The sequence below is a fragment of the Streptomyces sp. NPDC053673 genome (assembly GCF_055585225.1).
In genome coordinates this window covers 1-16,631 of the sequence record NZ_JBVJKN010000020.1, presented here as the reverse complement: position 1 = coordinate 16,631, position 16,631 = coordinate 1, and the positions used below count along the sequence as shown (strand labels likewise).

The 16,631-nt window shown below is 68.0% G+C and carries 10 protein-coding genes and 1 pseudogene; 7 read left to right on the top strand and 4 right to left on the bottom strand.

Annotation, left to right across the window (positions count from 1 at the left end; genetic code table 11):
- Window positions 1–106 precede the first annotated feature (106 nt).
- Together ACZ6ZQ_RS25465 and ACZ6ZQ_RS25460 are read right to left on the bottom strand one after the other, a co-directional pair.
- Window positions 107–607: a MarR family winged helix-turn-helix transcriptional regulator gene (locus ACZ6ZQ_RS25465; protein WP_469770930.1), complete on the bottom strand. Its 501-nt coding sequence runs from the start codon at window positions 605–607 to the stop codon at window positions 107–109.
- Between the two features lie 68 nt (window positions 608–675).
- Window positions 676–1,344: a DJ-1/PfpI family protein gene (locus tag ACZ6ZQ_RS25460; RefSeq protein ID WP_469770820.1), complete on the bottom strand. Its 669-nt coding sequence runs from the start codon at window positions 1,342–1,344 to the stop codon at window positions 676–678.
- A gap of 211 nt (window positions 1,345–1,555) precedes the next feature.
- On the opposite strand from ACZ6ZQ_RS25460, the gene ACZ6ZQ_RS25455 reads away from it, so the two are divergent.
- The 4 genes from ACZ6ZQ_RS25455 to ACZ6ZQ_RS25440 all read left to right on the top strand — a co-directional run bounded on the left by ACZ6ZQ_RS25455 (window position 1,556) and on the right by ACZ6ZQ_RS25440 (window position 7,097).
- Entirely contained in the window at window positions 1,556–2,917 is a 1,362-nt protein-coding gene (locus ACZ6ZQ_RS25455; protein ID WP_469770819.1) for an aminotransferase class III-fold pyridoxal phosphate-dependent enzyme, read from the top strand.
- Window positions 2,918–3,129: 212 nt separating this feature from the next.
- Complete coding sequence (locus ACZ6ZQ_RS25450) at window positions 3,130–3,810, top strand: GntR family transcriptional regulator (RefSeq protein WP_469770818.1); 681 nt, start codon at window positions 3,130–3,132, stop codon at window positions 3,808–3,810.
- A complete protein-coding gene (locus tag ACZ6ZQ_RS25445) occupies window positions 3,807–6,317 on the top strand; it encodes a glycosyltransferase (protein WP_469770817.1) in 2,511 nt (836 codons plus the stop codon). The genes ACZ6ZQ_RS25450 and ACZ6ZQ_RS25445 overlap by 4 nt, the downstream gene beginning before the upstream one ends.
- Window positions 6,318–6,446: 129 nt before the next feature.
- Window positions 6,447–7,097: a hypothetical protein gene (locus tag ACZ6ZQ_RS25440; RefSeq protein WP_469770929.1), complete on the top strand. Its 651-nt coding sequence runs from the start codon at window positions 6,447–6,449 to the stop codon at window positions 7,095–7,097.
- A 77-nt stretch (window positions 7,098–7,174) separates the two neighbouring features.
- Here the strand turns inward: ACZ6ZQ_RS25440 and ACZ6ZQ_RS25435 are convergent, their stop codons facing one another.
- Entirely contained in the window at window positions 7,175–7,555 is a 381-nt protein-coding gene (locus tag ACZ6ZQ_RS25435) for a hypothetical protein (RefSeq protein WP_469770816.1), read from the bottom strand.
- A 135-nt stretch (window positions 7,556–7,690) separates the two neighbouring features.
- Between ACZ6ZQ_RS25435 and ACZ6ZQ_RS25430 the strand changes: the two genes are divergently transcribed.
- From ACZ6ZQ_RS25430 to ACZ6ZQ_RS25420, 3 genes and pseudogenes are all read left to right on the top strand, one after another.
- A complete protein-coding gene (locus ACZ6ZQ_RS25430) occupies window positions 7,691–13,819 on the top strand; it encodes a polymorphic toxin-type HINT domain-containing protein (protein ID WP_469770815.1) in 6,129 nt (2,042 codons plus the stop codon).
- Window positions 13,820–13,845: 26 nt separating this feature from the next.
- Window positions 13,846–14,310, top strand: coding sequence for a hypothetical protein (locus ACZ6ZQ_RS25425; RefSeq protein WP_469770814.1), 465 nt, complete (start codon window positions 13,846–13,848; stop codon window positions 14,308–14,310).
- 138 nt (window positions 14,311–14,448) lie between these two features.
- Window positions 14,449–15,500 (top strand): annotated as a pseudogene (locus ACZ6ZQ_RS25420) (IS630 family transposase); the annotation flags it as partial.
- 187 nt (window positions 15,501–15,687) lie between these two features.
- On the opposite strand, the gene ACZ6ZQ_RS25415 reads toward ACZ6ZQ_RS25420, so the two are convergent.
- Window positions 15,688–16,631: IS481 family transposase (locus ACZ6ZQ_RS25415; protein ID WP_469770813.1), on the bottom strand; the 944-nt coding region annotated here is incomplete at its 5' end.

Below are 16,631 nucleotides of genomic sequence, written 5' to 3'. Positions count from 1 at the left end.
GCCGGTTCCCGGGGGTTGCACGACCGTCACGCCGTGGATCATCGGCCATGACACGGCGGGGCTCATCGACTACCTCCCCCGGAGTTCACGGACGCGATGGCGTACGTCACCGGGTCTCTGGCGCAGTACCGTTCGAGGCCGTAGTGCTCTCGGAGTCAGTGGTCCCGGGGTCCGCAGAGCTGATCGCGTCCATCGCGGCGCTGAGCCGCTCCAGTACCCGGACCGTCTCCGCGAAACCGTCCTCGCCGAGCTGTGCCGCGAGGCGGGCGGCGAGGTCCGCGTGGCCGGGGTCGATCTTCTCGATCGCGGCCCGCCCCGTGTCGGTGGGCCGGAGCAGCTTGGCGCGGCGGTGCGCCGGGTTCGGTACGTACTCGGCGAGGCCCTTGCCGACCAGCAGATCGGCGATCCGCTGCACGCTCTGCCGGGTGATGCCCATGGCGCGGGCGATCCCGGCGACGGGCAGCGGATCGCGGAGCACGGCACCGAGGACCTGCCACCAGGCGGCGGTCAGCCCGGCCGGACGGGCCAGTTCCTCGGCGACGGAGAGGAACTGGCCGTTCAGCCGGAAGACGCCGAGCGCGGTGGAGCTGAGCAGGTCCTGCTGCATGCGCTGCTTCTGCTGCCCGTGCTGCCCGTGCTGCCCGTGCTCCCCGTGCTGCTCGCGCTGCTCCCCGCTCATGCGTTGAGCTCTTCGAACGCGGCCGGGTCCGAGTCGTGGAACAGCCGGTACCAGGCGTCCAGCTTCGTGCCCTCGAACGCGCCCAGCTTGCCGAGCACCTCGCGTGCGAACGCGACCGGCTCGGTCGGCCCGGCCGTGATCAGGTCCCCGTCGGTGACGGCGTCCGCGTCGACGTAGTGCCCACCGCCCCGGTAGCCGGTGGCCGCGAGATAGAACGACACGGCGCTGGTGTGCTTCCTGTCGTCGAGCAGCCCCTCGCGCGCCAGCCCGGCCGTGGCCCCGCAGATCGCGGCGACGGGCACGCCCGCCTCCAGGAATTCCCGCGCCTTGCGCGCGAACGGCGCCAGATCGTCGCCCGTGTCCCACAGGTCGGCGCCCGCGAGGATGAGCAGTGCGCTGTCCTCGGGGCTCAGGTCGTCGAGCGCGAGATCGGGCTGGATGCGCATGCCGGCGATGGTGGTGACCGGCTTGTCCGCGGCCGGTCCGACCGTACGGACGGTGCGGCCGGAGCGTGCGAGCCAGGCGGTGGCATGGCCCGTTTCCCAGTCGGCGAAGGTGTCGTAGACGGCGAGATGCACGGTCTTGGCGGTGGCGGTGGCGGTGGCGGTGGCGGTGGCGGTGGCGGTGGCGGTGGCGGTGGCGGTCGCATCGGCGTTGGCGGTCATGGCGGGCCTCCCTGGCCTCATGGATCCGGCTTATGACAGAAGGCTGTCATGTCGACAGGATGCTGTCAATGTCGGTCGTGGGTGAGGTGTCGCCCCCGCACCGCGATGGCGAGGTGCCGCCCCCGCACCGCGACACCTTGCCCACGAAAGTGGCCGAGGCCATACAAGGTGGCCATGTCGGCCCCGACCTGCGCGTCCATAACCTTGCCGCATGACCCCTCAAGTCGAACCCGATCCCCAGACCGGCGCCGCGGTAAAGGCTGCCGACCGCGCGCACGTTTTCCACTCGTGGTCCGCCCAGGGCCTGATCGACCCGCTCGCCGTGGCCGGCGCGGAGGGTTCGTACTTCTGGGACTACGACGGCAACCGCTACCTCGACTTCACCAGCGGTCTCGTCTACACCAACATCGGCTACCAGCACCCGAGGGTCGTCGCCGCGATCCAGGAGCAGGCGGGCCGGCTGGCGACCTTCGCGCCTGCCTTCGCCATCGACGTACGCTCCGAGGCCGCACGCCTCATCGCCGAGCGCACCCCCGGCGACCTGGACAAGATCTTCTTCACCAACGGCGGCGCCGAGGCGGTCGAGAACGCCGTGCGCATGGCCCGGCTGCACACGGGCCGTTCGAAGGTGCTCTCCGCCTACCGCTCCTACCACGGCGCCACATCCACCGCGATCAACCTGACCGGTGACCCGCGCCGCTGGGCCTCCGACACCGCCTCCGCCGGTGTCGTCCACTTCTGGGCGCCGTTCCTGTACCGCTCGCCGTTCTACGCCACCACCGAGGCGGAGGAGTGCGCGCGGGCGCTGCAGCACCTGGAGGACACCATCGCCTTCGAGGGGCCGCAGACCATCGCGGCGATCATCCTCGAAACGGTCCCCGGCACCGCCGGCATCATGACCCCGCCGCCCGGCTATCTCGCCGGCGTCCGCGAGATCTGCGACCGGTACGGGATCGTGTTCGTCCTGGACGAGGTCATGGCGGGCTTCGGGCGCACCGGCAAGTGGTTCGCGGCGGAGCACTTCGACGTCGTGCCCGACCTGATGACCTTCGCCAAGGGCGTGAACTCGGGTTACGTGCCGCTGGGCGGCGTCGCGATCTCCGCCGAGATCGCGGCGACCTTCGAGAAGCGGCCCTACCCCGGCGGGCTCACCTACTCCGGCCACCCGCTGGCGTGCGCGGCCGCCGTCGCCACGATCCAGGTGATGGAGGACGAGAAGGTCGTCGAGCACGCGGCTCACATCGGGGAGACCGTCCTCGGTCCCGGCCTGCGCGAGCTGGCCGAGCGCCACCCGTCGGTCGGCGAGGTCCGCGGCCTGGGCGCCTTCTGGGCCCTCGACCTCGTACGGAACAAGGAGACGCGCGAGCCGCTGGTCCCGTACAACGCGGCGGGCGAGGCGAACGCGCCGATGGCGGCGTTCGGCGCGGCCTGCAAGAAGAACGGCCTGTGGCCCTTCATCAACATGAACCGCACCCACGCCGTCCCGTCCTGCAACGTCACCGAGGCGGAGGCGAAGGAGGGCTTGGCGGCGCTGGACGCGGCGCTGAGCGTGGCGGACGAGCACACGGTGTAACCGGGCGCTCCGCCCCCGGACCCCGTACGGCCCTCGGCCGTTGCCCCCGAACGCCGGACGGGCTCAAGAAACGCCGGACGGGCTCGAATCGAGCCCTTCCGGCGTTTGAAGAGCGGGGTCCGGGGCGGAGCCCCGGTCCGGGAAGGCGTCCCGACAAGCTCACGGCTCCCCTGGCTTAAGGTGTCCGCAACCGGACGGAGGGGACCGACACGATGCCCGCGAGCGGAGCTGTTACCCGCAACACCCTGCGGCAGCAGATCGCCGACGCGCTGCGTGACGAGGTGCTGGCAGGGCGTCTTCAGCCCGGTCAGGAGTTCACCGTCAAGCAGATCGCCGAGCAGTACGGCGTGTCCGCCACGCCCGTGCGCGAGGCGCTCGTCGACCTGGCCGGGCAGGGGCTCCTCGACTCCAACCAGCACCGCGGCTTCCAGGTGCACCGTTTCTCCGTCGAGGACTTCCGGGACATGATCGAGGCCCGTTCGCTCATCGTGGACGGCATCTTCCGCAAGGACGGCCCCCCGCGTGCGCACCCGGCGCGCGGCGAGGCCCTCGTCTCCGTCCGCCGCCGGGCCGAGGAGGCCGCACGGGCCGCTCGCAGCGGTGACCTGGACATCCTCATCGGCTACGACCTGCGCTTCTGGCGGGAGCTCGGAGCCCTCGTCACCAACCGCTACATTGCCGAGTTCCTGCACCGGGTGCGCGTCCAGGCCTGGGTGTTCGCCGTGCCCCTGCTGCGCGCCGAGGCCGATGTGCGGGAATGGCTGTGGAGCGGCCACGAGGAGCTCGTCGAGGCGATCACCCTCGGCGACCCCGAAGCGGCGCGCGCCGTGATCATGTCGCACGACGATCTCGCCCTGAAGTGGGCGGACCGCCTGGAGCGGCGACCGTCGTGACCTCGACGAACGTCACGAGCGCCGCTCCGGCCGCAACCTCCGACCCGGCGGTCGACCTGACCGTCGTCGTCCCGGCGTTCAACGAGGAGGCCCGGCTCCGGCCCACGCTGGACGCGATCCGGGAGCATCTGACCTCCGACCCCGGCCGCTGGGGCACGTGGGAGCTCATCGTCGTCGACGACGGTTCGACGGACGGCACGGCGCGCGTCGCCCGCGAGGCGGCCGCCGAGGAGCCCCGTATCCAGATCGTCGGAGGCGGCGGCGGCGGAGGCGGAGGCGGCGGCGCGAACCGCGGCAAGGGGCACGCGCTGCGGCTCGGCGTACTCGCCTCGTACGGCCGCCGCGTCCTCGTCACCGACGCCGACCTCGCCACCCCCATCGAGGAGCTGGACCGCCTCGACAAGCAGCTCACCGCGGAGGGCGGCGGCGCCGCGATCGGCTCGCGCGCCCACCCGGACTCCCGTATCGAGGTGCATCAGCGTCCGCTGCGCGAGTGGCTCGGCCGGATGGGCAACCGGCTGATACGTGCGGTCGCCGTGCCCGGCATCCACGACACCCAGTGCGGGTTCAAGCTCTTCGACGGCGACAAGGCGCGGGCGGCCTTCGCCGACGCACGGCTCGACGGATGGGGCATCGACGTCGAGATCCTCAGCTTCTTCCGGCGGGCGGGCTGGCAGGTCACCGAGGTCCCCGTGCGCTGGGCCCACCGAGCGGGCTCCAAGGTGCGGCCCGTGGACTACGCGAAGGTGCTGCTGGAGCTCGTACGCCTCAAGGGGCGCACGGTGCGGCCGGCCGGCCTCGTGGTCCCGCTGCTCTTCCTCCTCGCCTCCGTACTGCTCTACAAGGATCTGTGGTCGGACCTCGGCCGCGGCTATCTCGCCGACTCGATGCAGGACCAGAACCAGTGGGAGTGGTTCTTCGCGGTGACGGCGGACAACGTGGCCCATCTGCGCAATCCGCTCTTCACCACGCTCCAGGGGCATCCCGACGGCGTGAACCTGATGGCCAACACGGTGATGCTGGGGCTGTCCGTCCCGCTCACGCCCGTCACTCTGCTCCTCGGCCCGACCGTCACCTGGGCGCTCGTCCTCACCCTGGGTCTGACGGCGACGGCGACCGCCTGGTACTGGCTGATCGCGCGGTGGCTCGTCAGGGGCCGTGCGGTGCGAAGCCGCTGCGCGGCAGCGATCGGTGCCGCGCTGTGCGCCTTCGCGCCGCCGATGATCTCCCACGGCAACGCCCACCCCAACTTCCTGGTCCTCTTCATGGTTCCGGTGATCATCGACCGGGCGCTGCGGCTGTGCGAGGGGCATCGGGTCGTCCGGGACGGGATGCTGCTCGGCCTCTTCGCGGCGTACCAGATCTTCCTCGGCGAGGAGCCCCTGCTGCTCGCGGCGATGGGGATGCTGTTCTTCGCGCTGTCGTACGCGCTCGCGCGCCGTGACGTCGCCCGGGTGGCGTGGCAGCCGCTGCTGCGCGGCCTGGCGATCGGGGCGGCCGTCGCCCTCCCGCTGGTGTGTTTCCCCCTCTGGTGGCAGTTCTTCGGCCCGCAGAGCTACAAGGACGTGCTGCACGGGGACAACACGTTCAACAGCCCGCTCGCGTTCCTGGAGTTCTCGGGCAGGGCGCTGCTGGGGGACGAGGCGCGGGCGGACCAGCTCGCGATGAACCGCACGGAGCAGAACGCGTTCTACGGCTGGCCGTTGGTGGCGTTCGCGGTGGCCGTGGTGGTGCGTCTGTGGCGCCTGGCGGTCGTCAAGGCGCTGACGTTCACGGCGATCGCGGCGGGACTCCTGTCGTTGGGCTCGCGCTTCCGCATCCCGTACACGGACATCGTGCTGACCGGCCCGTGGAAGTGGCTCGCCGACAAGCCGCTCTTCGAGTCGGTGATCGAGTCACGGGTGGCGATGATCTGCGCGCCGGTGCTGGGGATGCTGGTGGCGCTCGCTGCGGACCGCCTCCTCGCGACGCCCGTACGCACGTACCGCGTCGTGGGACTCGCCGGGCTGGCCGCGGCGCTCCTGCCGGTCCTGCCCACGCCCTACCCGGTCCGGGAACGCCCGGAGGTCCCGGCGTTCATCGCGGACGGCATGTACCGCGACCTCCTCGGCCCGGGCGAGACGCTGGTCCCGGTTCCGCTCCCCGACCCGGGCAACGCGGAGGCGCTGCACTGGCAGTCGTCGACCGGCCTCGGCTTCCGGGTGCCCGGCGGGTACTTCAACGGGCCGTGGGGCCCGGACCGCATCGGTATCTACGGTGCCTCCCCGCGCCACACCTCCAACCTCCTCCGTGCCATCCGCTACGGCACGCCCGTTCCGCACATCGGCCCCAACTGGCAGGCGCAGGCCCGTGCGGACCTGGAGTTCTGGCGGGCGGGCGTGGTCGTGCTGCCCCCGCAGGACAACGACGGGCCGCTCTACACCGCGGTCGCGCAACTACTGGGCAGCCCGGGGGAGCGGATCGGCGGAGTGTGGGTATGGGACCTGCACGAAGCCGGTGCCGGCTGACTGTGGGCGTGGGATCCGCGGCGCCGCACGAGCGCCGATGCCGGCTGACTGTGCGCGTTGTGCCAGTAGCACTACGCTGTCCCGACCGTCGCACAACCTGCTACGACTCCGATGGAGAGCGAGCCCGTTTTGGCCTGTGACCTCTGGCTGGTCCCCCTCGTCGACGTGCTGTGCCACAGCCCCGACAATCCCTTCGCCGAGGAGATCGCCTCGTACGACAAGGCCCTCACCGAGGCCGGTCTGCCCACCGTTCCCGTCTTCGCCTACATGCCGGGCCTCTCGGGCGATGTCGCCCCCGTCGCCGGCTTCGACTACGACGCCCTGCACTTCCTGCGCCGGGCGTATCTGCTCCAGCTCTGCGGCCTCGCGGTGACGCCGGTCGACGAACTGGGCGGCGACTACGAGCAGCTCCTGGAGATGTTCGAGGCCACGGCCCAGCAGTCCCATCTGGTGTGGCACTACGACCACGCGGGCGCGTACGTCCCGGTCGACTTCGCCGCCCCTCTCTCCAACGAGGAACTCCTCGCCGCCGGCGGCCCCTTGGGCTCCTCCCAGGGCCTCCTCCGCGAACTCGAACTCGTGGCCCCCTCCATCGGCATCGACCCCGCGAACCCCCCTGCCGCCCCGGCCCCTCCGTCCCGCCCCACCTCCCTGGAGGAGCCGGCGGGCCCGATCCCCTACGACGACAGCCCCTTCGCCCGCGAACGCCACGTCTGGCTGGGTCTGCACGCGGCGGCGACGCGGAGCCTGGGGCAGGGCTCGATGATCATCTTCAGCTGAGCCCCACTGCTTGTACCTGGGCACACGAAAAGGCGGCCCACGCGCGATGCGCGGGGCCGCCTTTCGGTATTCGTGGGTCACCCGATGGCGGTGTGCCCGGTCCAGCTGGTTCCGACGCTGCTGTTGATGATGTTGAACATGGTCGTGGAGCTGAGTGCCGTAGTGGCGCTTCCCGGGTAGATGACGGCGTTCCCGTCGGACCGCAGGGCCCACACATCAGGGACGGAGTCTCCGGTCACGTCAGGCGTGCCGATCACGATCTTCATGTCGTCCGAGTGCCATCCGGAGGTGCCGTAGGCGAAGTCGATGCCGTCGGCGGACGCCGTCTGGACAGCGAAGGAGAACAGATTGGTACCGATGCCGCTCGCGTGCTTCTTTCCCTTGCGGAGGTAGAGCTTGCCGGATGTGTCCGTGCGGTAGACGAGATCGAGGGCGGTGTCGCCGGCGATGTTGTCCACCTGGACGAGATCCCGCTGCGACCAGTCGTCGCCCGCCAGCTGTATGGCGGTGCTGAAGCTCGCACCGGAGTAACCCGTGAAGGCCCACAGCCCCGTTCCCGAGGTCGCCAGAAGGTCCGGCCGACCGTCACCCGTGTGATCGACTTCTCGTACTCCTCCCAGTCGGTCGACGGCAAGACTTCGGTGGCCAACGGCCAAGCGTCGTGGATCGGCGACGGGTGGGACTACAACCCGGGCTTCGTCGAGCGCCGCTACCGCTCCTGTTCCGACGAGCGCAAGAACAGCTCGAACAACGACAACTCCACGGACAAGAAGAAGTCCGATCTGTGCTGGGCCAGCGACAACCTCGTGATGTCGCTGGGCGGTTCGACCACCGAACTCGTCCACAACGACGCCGATGGCAAGTGGGTGCCTGCCAACGACGACGGCGCCAAGGTCGAGTACTTGGCCAAGGACGGCAGTGCCAAGCCGAAGCAGGACGACAAGTACGACGGTGAGTACTGGGTCGTCACCACAAGAGACGGCACGCGCTACTGGTTCGGCCGCAACAACCTCCCCGGCCGTTCCACAGCCACCAACTCCGCCTTCACGGTTCCGGTCTTCGGAAACCACACCGGCGAGCCGTGCCACGCCACGGCCTACGCGAACTCCTCCTGCGACCAGGCCTGGCGCTGGAACCTCGACTATGTCGAGGACGTCCACGGCAACGCGATGATCATTGACTGGGCCAAGGAGATCAACCGCTACGCGAAGAACGGCAAGTTCAAGCAGACGGTCTCCTACGTCCGCGGTGGCTACCCGAAGCAGATCCTCTACGGTCTGCGCGCCGGCAGCCTGACCGCCACACCGGCCGGCAAGGTGGTCTTCAAGGTCGACGAACGCTGCATCAGAGAAGGCAGCGCCACTTGCAGCAACACCGAGTTCGAGTCTGCGAACTACGAGGACAAGCAGCCCTGGTGGGACACCCCCTCCACGCTGCACTGCAAGGAGACCGCCAAGAACTGCTATGTCACGTCACCGACGTTCTGGAGCCGCATGCGGCTGACAGAAGTCACCACCTACGGCCAGCGGACACCTGGTACGACCTCTATGTCCATGGTCGACCGCTGGAACTTGCACCAGTCGTTCCCCAGGCAGCGCACCGACACCCACCCGCCGCTGTGGCTGGAGTCCATCACCCGCACTGGCTTCAGTACCGCCAGGGACACGGCCGGAAGTCAGTTCAGCGACTCGCTGCCGTCGGTCTCGTTCATCGCGAATGTCCTCGACATGCCGAACCGCGTCGCGACCGGTCCCGAGGACGAGACTCCGGACTTCGACCGGCTGCGCGTGGAGACCATCCGCACGGAAACGGGCGGCGAAATCTACGTCGACTACTCGGACCATTGCACCGTCGGGGCCACCCATCCCAAGCCGGAAGACAACACGTCGCTCTGCTTTCCGGTGAGGTGGTCGCCGGACCCCGACCTGGAGAAGCCGCCGGTCGAGTGGTTCAACAAGTACGTTGTCAACAGCGTCATCGAGAAGGACAGGGTCGCTCGCCAGCCCGACGTCGTTACCTCGTACGCGTATGAAGGCGCGGCCTGGGCTCTGGACACCGATGAGTTCTCCAAGCCTGAGCTGCGTACATTCAGCCAGTGGCGCGGACATGCCGGTGTTGTGGTGAAGAAGGGCAACGCCGCAAACCCGGGCGCGAGTGAGCAGTCCCAGACCCTCACACGGTACTTCCAGGGCATGTCCGGCGACGCCGGTCGCCCGAAGCTCACGATCAAGGACTCGACGGGCACGGAGGAGCTGGGCGTGGACCTGCCGGTCCACCAAGGCCGCGCCGCCGAGACGATCACGTACACGAAGGCCGGCGGCAGTGTCGCCTCACGCGAGCTGAGCTTCCCGTACAGCAAGAAGACCGCTGTCCGGTCCCGGGACGAAGGGCTGCCGCCTCCGCCGGCAGGCGAGCCTGACATGCGGCTCCCTGCGTTGGAGGCGTACCACACTGGGACGATCCGTACGGATGCGGCCAAGACGGTCAGTGGCGGCGGCGAGCGAATAGTGCGTACGGCCACCACGTATGACCCCACCTACGGCTTGCCACTCACCACGTACACCCACAGCCTCACCCCGCATGCACCAGGAGTTTGGTTCACCGGAGACCAGACCTGCACCACAACGGCGTACGTGCACAACGTCGGTGACCATCTGATCGGTCTGCCCCAGCGCGTCCGTACGACCGTGGGCGACTGCGACCAGGCGGCTTCGGCGTCGGGTGACAAGGTCATTTCCGACGTCCGTACCTCATACGACGCTCTCAACGCCTTCGGAACAGCCCCGGTCAAGGGACTGCCGCACCAGGTCGACACGGTCGACGGCGACGGCTCGGGCTGGATCACATCGCAGCGCACGACGTACGACGTCATCGGCCGGGTTACCAAAGTCACTGACGTGGCGGGCAACTTCACTACCACGGCCTACACACCCACCACCGGCCCCGCCTTCGAGGTATCGGTCACCAATGCGGCAGGTCACACCTCCACGTCCGCGGTCGACCCGGCACGCGGCTCGGTTCTCGCTGTAACCGACCCCAACGGCCGCAAGGTGACCAGCAGCTACGACGAACTGGGCCGCGTCACGGGCGTCTGGTCGGCGTCGCGGACCCAGGGCACGGACCAGGCATCGGCGCTCTTCAAGTACCAGATCGCGGACAGCAAGGCCCCAGCCGTCATCACGCGTACGTTGCGTGACAACGGTACGTACGAGGACTCGATCGCGATCTACGACGGTCTGCTGCGCCCGCGCCAGACTCAGACGGAGGCGCACGGGGGAGGCCGGATCGTCACGGACACGTTCTACGACGACAACGGGGCTGCCTGGCAGACGCACAACGGCTACTTCGCGAAGGACGAGCCGAACGCGGACGAGATCTTCGTCCCGGAGTCGCTCACCGAGGTCAAGAACTCCACGCAGACGACGTACGACGGACTCGGGCGCCCCGTGCGGGCAACCACGCTGTACGAGGGCGATCCGCAGCACTCGACCACGACGCAGTACGCCGGTGACTGGACACTGAGCCGTACGGGAATGTCCGCCGACGGTGTGACACCGCTCTCGGGCAGCCGCGCAGCCAAGACGTGGACGGACGCCCTGGGCCGTATGTCGCTGGTCCAGCACTTCACCGCCACCGATCTCACGACCAAGGTCGACACCTCGTACGTGTACGACCCGCGCGGCAAGCTGGCCCAGGTCACGGACGACAGCGGCAACCACTGGACGTACACGTACGACGCGCGCGGGCGGCTGACGGCGTCGACGGACCCGGACATGGGGTCGGCGTTCTTCGGTTACAACGACTTGGACCAGCAGATCTGGTCGAAGGACTCCAGCGAGCGCTACCAGTACACGAATTATGACGTTCTGGGCCGCAAGAAGGAGCTGCACGACGACTCCGCGTCCGGCCCGCTGGTGTCGGAGTGGACGTACGACACGCTGCCGGGCGCCAAGGGGTACCCGGTCGCGTCCACCCGCTACCACGACGGTGCTGCGTTCACGAGCGAGGTCACCGGCTACGACAGCGAGTACCGCCCGACCGGTACTAAGATCACGATCCCGACCCACACGGCCACGACGGGCCTCGCGGGAACGTACGCCTACACCAACACCTACACCGCGACAGGCAATCTCCAGTCGGTGCAGCTCCCGGCCACGCCGGGCGGGCTTGCGTCGGAGAAGGTGATCACCCGCTACAACGGTGAGGGCTCACCGGTCACGACGTCGGGTCTCGCCTGGTACACGGCGGACACCCGATACAGCTCCTTCGGTGAGGTCCTGCGCACCCTGTCGGGTGAGGCGCCCCGGCGGGTGTGGACGACCAATCTGTACAACGAGAACACCGGACGGGTCCATCAGTCGGTCACCGACCGTGAGACGGAGAACCCGACCCGCATCTCCGCTCTGACGTACGGCTACGACACCGTCGGCAACATCACCTCGATCACCGACACCCAGTCGTCCAGCCGGATCGACCGACAGTGCTTCGCATACGACCCGATGGGCCGCCTCGTCCACGCCTGGACCGCGAGTACCGACGGCTGTCCAACCACTTCGGGAGCCCAGGGTTCGGGCCCGAACCGGGCGGAGGTCTCCCCGAGCATCGACGGGGGCGGCTACTGGCAGTCGTACGCGTTCGACGCGATCGGCAACCGCACGCGGATGACCGTTCACGACCGCACGAACGTGAACCTGGACGACGTCCACACCTACACGTACGGCACCGAGGTGACCGGCGGCCCGCAGCCGGCGCCAAAGGTCCGGCCGCACACCCTCACCAAGGTGGCCATGTACGAGGCGGGGGACACCACAACGATCAAGTCCTCGTCGACGTACGTAAATGACGCCTCGGGTAACACCACCGAGCGCGTCCTCGACGGTGACACGCAGGTCCTGACCTGGGACCGGCGCAACAAACTGAGCTCGGTCGACACGGACAACAACGGCACGGCCAACGTCAAGTACTTGTACGACGCTTCCGGCAACCGCCTGATCGAGGACAACGGGACGACCCGCACGCTCTTCCTCGGCGAGGCCGAGATCACGGTGAACAGCTCCGGGCAGGCCCTGGACGCCCAGCGCTACTACGGCCACCCGGGCGCGCCGACCACGGTGCGCTCCACGGGGGGCAAGACCACGGACCACAAGCTCACGGTCCTGCTGGCCGACCACCACAACACGTCCACCAGTGCCATCGAGCAGACCGCCGGTCAGGCCATTACGCGCCGCATGTTTGACCCCTACGGCAACCCGCGTGGCACGGAACCCATCAACTGGCCCGGCCGCCAGACTTTCCTGGGCACTGGCATCGACGACCCGGCGACGGGCCTCACTCACATCGGCGCCCGCGAATACGACGCCACGACCGGCCGCTTCATCAGCGCCGACCCGCTCATTGACATCACCGACCCGCTCCAGATGAACGGGTACACCTACGCCAGCGGAAGTCCTGTCAGTAGCAGCGACCCCACTGGGCTCATGGACGCGATGGACAACAGCAGTGGGAACGCCACACAGCAGGACATCACGAGCGCCGTCTACTACTACGAAACAAGCCAGGGCACCAGTCCCTACAAGGCGTACCAGAAGGGGCTGGCGCTGTGGAAGACGGTCAAGCAGGCGCCAGCACGCAATAAGAAGTACATCGAAATCTTCCCGGGCTTGTCGATCGACCGTGCCTATCCGGGCGCCCAGAAATATGCCGACTTCATCCGGAACGAAGCCGCCGATCGGGACTTTTTCTACACGCAGCCAAGCGACGACTGGGTCGGCGACCCGAGCTACACCGCTGCCCTCGCGGGTCTGCAGATGATGGCCTGTCACGAGACCGGCGTCTGCCCCGACGGGAAAGCCGTAGCATTCAGCCGAAAGGCCGCAGCCGTATTCGGATTCGGTCTCAGCGAGGGAGTCAACGGCGCTCGACCGGGCAAACGGTCGGCGGGATCCTGCCCGACCAACAGCTTTGTGGCCGGTACGCAGGTGCTCCTGGCTGACGGCTCCAGCAAGCCCATCGAGGATCTCGAACCCGGAGACAAGGTCCTGGCTACCGACCCCGAGACCGGTCGGACCGAAGCCGAGACGGTGACAGCCACCATCCTCACCAAGGACGACAAGAACTACGTCGTCCTGACCATCGCCACAGAAAACGGCTCGGCGACCATCACGGCCACGGAGCACCATCCTTTCTGGTCCGAATCTGAGGGCGCCTGGCTCGACGCAGGGGACCTCCGCCCAGGCATGACCCTGCGCACCGATGACGGCGCCACCGTCTCTCTTAGCGCCGCCCGCACCTACAGTGCTGACCAGAACACCTACAACCTCACAGTTGCCGACCTCCACACGTACTATGTGCTGGCGGGGGCGACACCGGTCCTTGTGCACAACTCGAATGGCCTGTGCGGAACCGCAGCGCTGGAAAATGGAGACTGGCAGCACATTGTGGATCGGCACCGGCCTGGCGGTGCGAAGGTCGACGATAAAGCTGGAATCCTCACAGGCAAGGCCAAGCATGTTCGCGGGCGAATAGCGGAGACCATCAATCGAGGGACACCAAGGCCGAACACTCCGGACCCTGAGACCGGTAGGCCCCGCGCCGGGCAGATATATGAATGGGACTTCGGTGTTCCTGTCGGCAGGGCTGGTCCGGCAAATGGCGGTGGAGAGTTGACAAGCATCCGCGTCATCGTTAACGACGGTAAAGTCGTGACGGCGTTCCCGTTCTAGATGAGTAGCGAAAAGTCGAGGAATCCGTGATTCACTTCTCTTTTGAGCCCCCGGGTCCTGGGTCGCCTTGGCGCGACACCTGGGACAAGGCGTGCCAGGTCAGCCCGGCAGCCATCAGCGAGATGGACCTCTGTTACAAGTACTTCGGGGTACGTGCAGAGCTAGTGGTCGATGGGGTTGAGGTCATCTCTGGGCAGGGCTACCTGACCCTTGTGGATCTGGCCTTGTCTCTTCGTCATGCGTTGAATCGCCTTTCTTCAGGAGAGGATTCGGCGATCGGCTTCACAGAAAACGATGAAGTCATTCGGCTTCGGCGGGAGGGGGATCTCGTCGTGATTACGTCGTCGAAGCATGAATGGCGAGTTTCCGTCGATCGCGAAGAGCTCGTGGGCACATTCGTTGAATTCCTGCGAGAGGCATATTCCCACCTGACCGGGTTCGCTCCTGGGCTGGCGGATAATCCAGCGATTCGGGGATTCTCTCCGGAGTAGGAGATCTCATTCCCTGGAGAATTGGGAGTGAATTGAGAAGGCCCCGCCGGAGTTTCTTCGGCGGGGCCTTCTCACTGCTTGACGCTGAGGTTGAAAGGGTGGGGTGACAGCGGGCGTTGGCGGTGCTACATCCTCGTCATGAGGTACGCGGATGGCGGCGGCTTGACCGCCGCGGGGCGGGCGAAGCGTGAAGCGGTGCGCTTCGAGGCCGCGGAGATGTTCGGGCAGGGGCTGCGGCCGCCGGAGGTGGCCCGCAGGTTACGGGTGTCGCGGAAGTCGGCGTACACCTGGCACGCGGCCTGGCGTGAGGGCGGCAGAGCGGCCCTGACGTCCAAGGGGGCCGGCGGTTTTCCGTGTCGGCTCGGCGATGCCCAGGCGGAGCGGCTTCAGGCCGAGTTGGAGGCCGGACCGGCGGCGCACGGCTGGACGGAGGATCAGCGGTGGACCCTGGCCCGAGTGGCCGAGCTGATCCACAGGCTCTTCGGCCATGGGTACACCCCGCGCGGGGTGTCCTACCTGCTGCACCGGCTGGGCTGGTCACCGCAAGTCCCCGCGCACCGGGCCGTCGAGCGAGACGAGCAGGCCGTCGCCGCCTGGCGGACGGAGCAGTGGTCACGGGTAAGAGGACAGCACAGCTCCTGGGAGCGTGGATCGTCTTCGAGGACGAGGCCGGGCAGGACCTGAAACCCGGCAAGGGCCGCACGTGGTCGAGACGCGGACGCACCCCGGTGACCAAGGTCACGGGCAAGGGCTCCGGCCGGGTTCTGATGGCCGGGATGCTATGCGTCAGACCGGGCTGTGCAACCAGACTGATCTACCGGACGCAGACGTACCGGGGCCGTACTGGCGAGAAGAAGGGTTTCCGGGCCCGTGAGTTCGCAGACCTGTTGACCTCCGCCCGTCGGCAACTCGGCGGTGTCCCACTGATCGTGGTGTGGGACAACGCCAGCACCCATCACGCCAAGGCCCTGCGTGAGTTCTGCGACCGCAACAACGACTGGCTGACCATCGTCAAGCTCCCGCCCTACGCGCCCGACCTCAATCCCGTCGAAGGCGTGTGGGCCCACCTGAAGAAGTCCCTGGCCAACCTCGCACCCCGCGCGATCGAATACCTCACCCCGCTCGTGAGGAACCGCCTACGCGACATCCAACGCCGCCCCGAGGTCCTCGACGGCTTCATCGCCGACACCGAGACTGGGACTGGAGACCCCGTGACTCCGTCACCCCACCCTTTCAACCTCAGCGGCAACGGCGGCGAACGCCTATCGCAGAAGCGGTGTCGGATCCCAGCTAATGCATGACGGCCAGTGGCCGATGGGCTGTCGGATCCCAGCTGATGCCTGACGTTCTGGTCCCAGGTGATGCTTGACGGTGGGCCTAGTTGTATTGCCCTGTGAGGTTGGGGACGCGGCTGGCGGGTGGTTGGCCCTTGAGCGCGGTGTGTCCGCGGTGGTGATTGTAGGTGTGCAGCCAGCCGGGGAACGCGTCGCGGCGTTCTTGTTCTGAGCGGTAGGCGCGGGCGTAGGCCCACTCGTCGAGCAGGGTGCGGTTGAAGCGTTCGACCTTGCCGTTGGTCTGGGGCCGGTAGGGCCGGGTTCGCTTGTGGGCGATCCCGGCGGCCGCCAGGGCGTCCCGCCAGTCGCGTGAGCGGTAGCAGGACCCGTTGTCGGTCAGCACTCGTTGGACGGTGACCCCGGCCTGGGCGAAGTACGCCTGTGCCCGGGTCCAGAAGGCGGTGGCGGTCTCCTTCTTCTCGTCGGTGAGGATCTCGCTGTAGGCGAGGCGGGAGTGGTCGTCGACGGCGTTGTGCAGGTAGCTGTAGCCGACACCGGAACGGGTCTTTCGGCCCGCCTGGCGGCCCAGGGTCTTGTGGCCGCCGCCGTCGGGGATGTTGCCCAGCTTCTTGATGTCCACGTGTACCAACTCGCCTGGCTGGGACCGTTCGTAGCGGCGTATGACCCGTCCGGTGGCGCGGTCGAGGTGAGCCAGGCGGGCCAGCTTGTAGCGGGCCAGGACCCGGTGCACTGTGGACGGGTTCAATCGCAGCAGGTAGGCGATGCGGGCAGGTCCCCAGCGGCGCAGGACACGGACCTTGATGATCCGGCGCTCGGTGCGGGTCGGGGTCCGGCGCGGGCTGTGATGCGGCCTGGACGAGCGGTCGCTCATGCCTGCCTCGCCGAGCTTGCGGTAGCGGTCCGCCCACCGCTGGGCCGTGGTCGGTGAGACCTGGAAGCGTTCGGCGGCCCGCCGCAGAGTCCAGCCGTCCTCGACCACGCAGCGGGCAAGACGCAGACGGCCGGTCTCGGTCAGGGGTGCATTAC

Coding starts and splice junctions, on each gene's coding strand:
- ACZ6ZQ_RS25465 (WP_469770930.1), bottom strand. CDS start 607: ATGCAGCAGGACCTGCTCAGCTCCACCGCGCTCGGCGTCTTCCGGCTG.
- ACZ6ZQ_RS25460 (WP_469770820.1), bottom strand. CDS start 1,344: ATGACCGCCAACGCCGATGCGACCGCCACCGCCACCGCCACCGCCACC.
- ACZ6ZQ_RS25455 (WP_469770819.1), top strand. CDS start 1,556: ATGACCCCTCAAGTCGAACCCGATCCCCAGACCGGCGCCGCGGTAAAG.
- ACZ6ZQ_RS25450 (WP_469770818.1), top strand. CDS start 3,130: ATGCCCGCGAGCGGAGCTGTTACCCGCAACACCCTGCGGCAGCAGATC.